At 40.3% G+C, this 5890-nt stretch carries 5 protein-coding genes; 2 read left to right on the top strand and 3 right to left on the bottom strand.

The features are described from left to right. Positions 1–905 precede the first annotated feature (905 nt). The 3 genes from O9316_RS09925 to O9316_RS09935 all read right to left on the bottom strand — a co-directional run bounded on the left by O9316_RS09925 (position 906) and on the right by O9316_RS09935 (position 3529). On the bottom strand, positions 906–1472 hold the full coding sequence (locus tag O9316_RS09925) for a hypothetical protein (protein ID WP_298205634.1): 567 nt from the start codon (positions 1470–1472) through the stop codon (positions 906–908). An 822-nt stretch (positions 1473–2294) separates the two neighbouring features. Next, positions 2295–3182, bottom strand: a complete 888-nt coding sequence (locus tag O9316_RS09930; RefSeq protein WP_298205635.1) for a DMT family transporter — start codon at positions 3180–3182, stop codon at positions 2295–2297. Beyond that, entirely contained in the window at positions 3179–3529 is a 351-nt protein-coding gene (locus O9316_RS09935; RefSeq protein WP_298205636.1) for an ArsC/Spx/MgsR family protein, read from the bottom strand. Before O9316_RS09935 ends, O9316_RS09930 begins: the two co-directional genes overlap by 4 nt. 232 nt (positions 3530–3761) lie before the next feature. Here O9316_RS09935 and O9316_RS09940 point away from each other — a divergent pair, with 232 nt between their 5' ends. Next, complete coding sequence (locus O9316_RS09940) at positions 3762–4217, top strand: DinB family protein (RefSeq protein WP_298205637.1); 456 nt, start codon at positions 3762–3764, stop codon at positions 4215–4217. A 367-nt stretch (positions 4218–4584) separates the two neighbouring features. After that, on the top strand, positions 4585–5727 hold the full coding sequence (locus tag O9316_RS09945; RefSeq protein ID WP_298205638.1) for a cystathionine gamma-synthase: 1143 nt from the start codon (positions 4585–4587) through the stop codon (positions 5725–5727). Positions 5728–5890: the final 163 nt, after the last annotated feature.

A 5890-nucleotide genomic window follows, 5' to 3' on the forward strand; every position in this document is an offset into this window, starting at 1 on the left:
GTCATGCGTTAAGGAGCAACCCTCATAGCGATAGCGGCTCGGGTTGCGGACCAGCATGACGACGTAGAAAAGTCGCTTTTTTATATGCAGCCTTGACTTTTTTGTTACTTTTTGTGTCAAGACAAAAAGTAAAGAATCAAATAGTTGCAGACATAACCAACCTAAGATGATTCCTATATTGCAATTATAACTTAATTTCCACCACTACGCGAAGGATTGACTTCGCCGAATTTCATTTCGCGCGGGGGCGGGGGATTGTAAAACCGCGCGATCGGGGTCCGATAGCTATCGGGATGCGGAGCATTGTGCATAAAAGGAACACTTTGCTTAGCAGGGGGAATTCATCCCTTTTTATGAAAAAATAAAATGAAATAAATGATAAGAATATTGGAAAGAGTTGCTATAAAAACGTTGATTATATGATTTTCAGTTAACATAAAAATAGTATTAATGGAAACATCAAAAAATCTAAAAATGATAAGTGCGAAGCAGCTACTTAAAATAAAATAGAACCATGAAACATCCATTATTTTTTTTAAGAAAAAAGCGAAAAGCAAAAAAATTAAAATGGGAACTAATTTAATGTAGAGTAAAAAGTTATGCGCTTTTAACAACAATTCATCATTATTAAATTCTCCCCTGTAGAAGTATTCATCAGTTACAATAAAATAAAAAATTGTTAAACATTTTAAAACTGCCAAAACGGAATACCCTAAAAAAGTGTTTATTAAAATCTGTATAAACCTGCTTTTCATATTTTTTTACTTTGTTGATCTTAACTATTTTGATATCGAGTACACGTACTTCTCTCTTTTCATGTCGTTGTCCATTGACTGATTTTGCGAATTAAATATATTCCCTTCAATTATTTTCTTAGACCCCGGTAGCGCAGGTAGGCAAAATATTTACTTTTTCAATAAATAAGCTATAACGTTATCTTTTTCACTTTCATCTAATATTGAATCACTAATGCTCCATAAATTTTTGATCAATAAAATAGACCTATTCATTAATTGATTTGAGCTCTTGCTATCTAATTTACCAATACACGCCTCAGAAGTTACTATTAAATAAAAGTAATCTGTTGTGAAAGGCATTGATGACTGAAATTTCAAACGAAATAATTTCTTTTTAAAAACTAATTTTTCCTCTAAAAAATGTTTATTCCTTAAACCTAAACTATCGCTTATTTTAAATGTATCTGTTGAATAATTTTCAGTTATTGGTATGGAATCACATTTTAAACATTGATCATAATGCTGATCTGAATACCCCTCAAAAACTACATTTAGCAACTCATTTTTTGCACTTAACTTACCATTCTCATCAAGACAAAGAGCATAAATTTTAGATTTGATTTTATCAATCGTTGTATTTTGTTTCGTGACAGAAATTAGTAACAAATACGACTTTGATTCTTGTGCATTTATAATACAAGAGAATAAAATCAAAATTAGAATTAGTTTCTTCATATGGTTTAGTATAACTTTTATATGACATCATCAATCTCAGTTGGTAGAAGATTTGATGTTAATCCGCAATATAGAACCTATGCTGCTGAAGACAAATACGATTGAATCCGCTAGCGCTGTTTTACCTCGTCTATTCGGTTAAAGCCTCGGGTGCAATCCGTGCCCACAATCAAAGTCAAAACAAATCTAATAAAATTACATCCAATACATTTTCTAAACAAGCATAATTCCTAGCGGAATTAAAATAATAGTCTTCAGACAGGGGGATTATTTTTTCATTGCCAGGATTGTTGTAGATGTATTCTATTTTTTGTTATATAAACGAATCACTATAAATAGTACAACATACGATTAAAAATGAGCCACCTTTGCCGTTGAGAAGAAAGCGCAAAGAAGCAAGAGCAAAGACCCCTTTTGGAGTTATTTTGAATGTTGTATTTTAAATTATAAATGGGCGTGCTAACACGTCCTCGTTGACTAACGTCTAACGACTTTTAAGTTGAGAAGAAAGAGCAAAGAAGCAAGAGCAAAGAAGTGTTGATTGATGTTGAAACTAATTGCTAATCGCTGATAGCTGACCGCTAAAATGACTTACGACTTACGACTTTTTGACTTACGACTTTCTAACGTCCAACGACTAACGACTATTTAAAATACATCTTCTTAGGACACAACCTGAAACCTTAAACTTGAAACTTGAAACCAACTATTCCCCCCTTCGGGGCTGACCGCTAAAATGACTTACGACTAACGACTTTTTGACTTACGACTTTCTAACGTCCAACGACTAACGACTAACGACTAGTCACTAATCACTAGTCACTAGTCACTAGTCACTTTCTTCGTCACCAAATACACGCCCGTAAAAATCAATCCCGCCGAGAGGAGCTTAATCAGGTTTACGTCGTCTTTACCCAAACTGACCGCAAAAATCGTGGCAAACAAAGGTTGTAAGTAAATAAATACCGCTACAGTCGTGGGTTTTAACTCCCGCATCGACACCAAGTTCAATAAATAGGTCAGAAACGTTGAAAACACGACCACAAAGCCAATTTTCCAAAGAATGTCAACACCCAGCGTTGGCCAGGCAATGGCTTGAAATTCGCTCCACCCAAAAGGCAACACCATAAGAAACCCAAAGGTGTAAATCCATTTTACAAAGGTGAAGGCGTTGTATTTGTCCATGAGTTTTTTGACGATAATCAAGTAAAACCCATACGACACCGCATTGACAAACACCAGCAGGTTTCCTAGCGTGGCATTGGTAGCATTCACTACCGATTTCCCATACAAAATCAAAGTAACCGTTCCAATCAGTCCCAATACGATTCCCAAAATCTTTGCGGTTTTCATGCGCTCTTTCATCAAAAGAGCCGAGAGCACCAGCACAATCATCGGCGTAGTGACCATCAATACCGCGCCCATAATTGGCGAGGTATAACTCAATCCTTTGAAAAAAGTAAGCATGTTGAATGCCACACCAAACAAGGCTGCGGCGGCAATTCGGGGAAAATCAGCGCGAGCAATTTTTTCGTTGGGACCAAAAAACGACAACAGCCAAAACAAGATAACCGAACCCCCAACGCGCAATACTATAAACCCAAACGGTTCAACATACCGCGGCATGACGTCTTTGGCAATCGTAAACGTGACCCCGTAAATGATCGAAACTAAAGTGGCAGCGACGAGCGCCCAAGCACGTTTACTCATGATAAGGCAGCTATAGCTTGTGCCACAACTTTCGGACTGTTCCCCACAAATACCTGGTCATCCACCACAATCACCGGACGGTTCAAAAAGGTATAATGCTCCAGGATATAGCGTTTAAAGTCGGCTTCCCCCAAGGTCTCGTCTTTTAATCCCATCGCCTTGTACAGTTTCGCACGCTTGCTAAACAATACGTCATACGATCCTGTCAGCGCATGAATTTCTTCAAGTTGCGCCACCGTTATCGGTACTTCTTTGAGGTCCTGAAATACAAATCCCTCTGTGTTGGGAAGCGATTTTAAAATCCGTTTGCAGGTATCACACGTTTTGAGGTAGTATATTTTGCGCATAGCCAATTTTTTGACAAAAATAGGGAATCTGGCCGTAGTGTACACTGGCCAGTGTACATTGTATATTCAAATTGGCATTCATATTGTGCAATCAAATTATGCGTACATTCCGTACTGTACACTGGCCAGTGTACATTGTGCACCCCACACCCCAAATATCCCCTCATTTATTCTGCATCATTCCCAAATTAAAACCCTAAAACCGTTACCTTCGTAAGAAAATCACAGTAGCATGGAAGCGTTTCTTAAAACCTGGGAAACCAGTCGTAAATTGTATCTCAAATTTTTGGAGTCCTACTCCTTAGAACAACTCAATACCATTCCCGCGGGATTATCCAACAACATGATTTGGCAAGCGGGTCACATCATTGTTTCGCAACAAAAGTTGATGTATACCTTATCCAATCTCCCTATTTCTATTTCCCAAGAAATGGTCGTCAAGTACCAAAACGGCTCCCGACCCGATGGCAACGCAATCCAAGAAGAGGTAGATGAAATCAAAGCGTTATTGCTTTCCACAGTCGAACAATGCAAACACGATTGGCAAGCTGGGAAGTTCACCACTTTCAACGAATACCAGTCCCAAACCGGGTTCCACTTGGCGACCTTCCAAGACGCTGTAACCTTCAACACCTTTCACGAAGGCATCCATTATGGGATGTTGATGTATTTGAAGAAGTTGGTGTAACAGTTTGCAGCCCCGAAGGGTCGGGATCAGTGTACAGTGTACAGTGTGCAGTATACAGTGTACAGTGTACAGTAAACAGTAAACAGCCCCGAAGGGTCGGGATCAGCCCCGAAGCACTATTCCCCTTTTGGGGGTTAGGGGGCTTACTAGTCACTAATTACTAATCACTTTCCCCTCTCTGGGGGTTAGGGGGCTTACTAGTCACCCAGATTCTAACAACCAACAACAGACAACCGACAACCAACAACCGACAACCGACAACCGACAACCGACAACCATCAACCAACAACCGACAACTAATTCCCCCTTTGGGGGCTAGGGGGCCAACCAAATTCCCTACCTTTGCAACACATTTAGATTTTACCTTATGAAATTTAATACCAAAGTAATTCACGGTGGTCAACACCACGAACCTGTTACGGGAGCTGTGATGCCTCCCGTGTTTCAAACGTCAACGTATGCGCAAGCGAGTCCCGGAAAACCTGTAGGCGACTACGAATACAGCCGTGCGGCCAATCCTACCCGTCAAGCCCTAGAGGATGCCTTAGCTTCTATTGAAAACGGGGCGCGAGGTTTAGCCTTTGCTTCCGGTTTGGCAGCAACCGATTGCTTGTTGCGCTTGTTTAAAGCGGGCGACGAAATCATCGCTATGGACGATTTATACGGCGGTACGTACCGTTTGTTTACTCGTTTGTACAAAGACAGCGGCCTCAAGTTTCATTTTGTCGACATGAACGATTTAGAAGCGTTTCAGGGGTTGATTAATGAAAACACCAAATTGGTTTGGGTAGAAACCCCCACCAATCCCTTGATGAAATTGGCCGACATTGCTGCGATTGCCGAAATCACCAAGAAACACAACCTCTTATTTGCGGTCGACAATACGTTTGCCACCCCGTATTTACAAAAACCATTGGACCTAGGAGCGGATATCGTGATGCACTCGGCGACCAAATACCTAGGAGGTCATAGCGACGTCATTGCGGGAGCTTTGGTGATCAAAGACAAAGCGCTTGGGGATGAATTGCACTTTAAACAATTTGCTACAGGAGGAACCCTCGGACCCATGGACAGCTATCTCGTATTGCGCGGTATCAAAACCTTGCATTTGCGGGTACAACGGCATTGCGAAAACGGCCATAAAGTGGCTGAGTTCCTAAGCAATCATCCTGCGGTTGATAAAGTATTTTACCCGGGCTTACCCGATCACCCGTTTTATGCGATTGCCAAAAAACAAATGCGCGATTTTGGAGGGATGGTCTCCTTTACCTTTAAATCGGGAAAAGGGGAAGACGCCATTGCCTTTTTAGAGAAGGTAAAAGTGTTTACGTTGGCCGAATCATTAGGTGGCGTAGAATCGTTGGCCAACCACCCAGCATTGATGACCCATGCCTCGATTCCTGAAGAAGTACGAAAAGCCGGAGGCATCTCTGACGATTTGGTTCGTTTAAGCGTAGGAGTCGAAGACATTGACGATTTGCTTGCCGATTTGGAACAAGCGTTTCGATAGGCTTTTGTAAAAAGGTAAAAAAATAAAGAAGCCGTCTCAATACTAAAATTTTGAGACGGTTTTTTTATTTGATTAAACTTTCATCAAAAGTTTACTATTTTAAAATGAGTTTAAAATTGCCTTTAAGCTGCAATTTTCTTTCTTAAGTTGTGTGCTAAAGCCA

This window comes from Flavobacterium sp. (assembly GCF_027533505.1).
Classification (GTDB): Bacteria; Bacteroidota; Bacteroidia; order Flavobacteriales; family Flavobacteriaceae; genus Flavobacterium.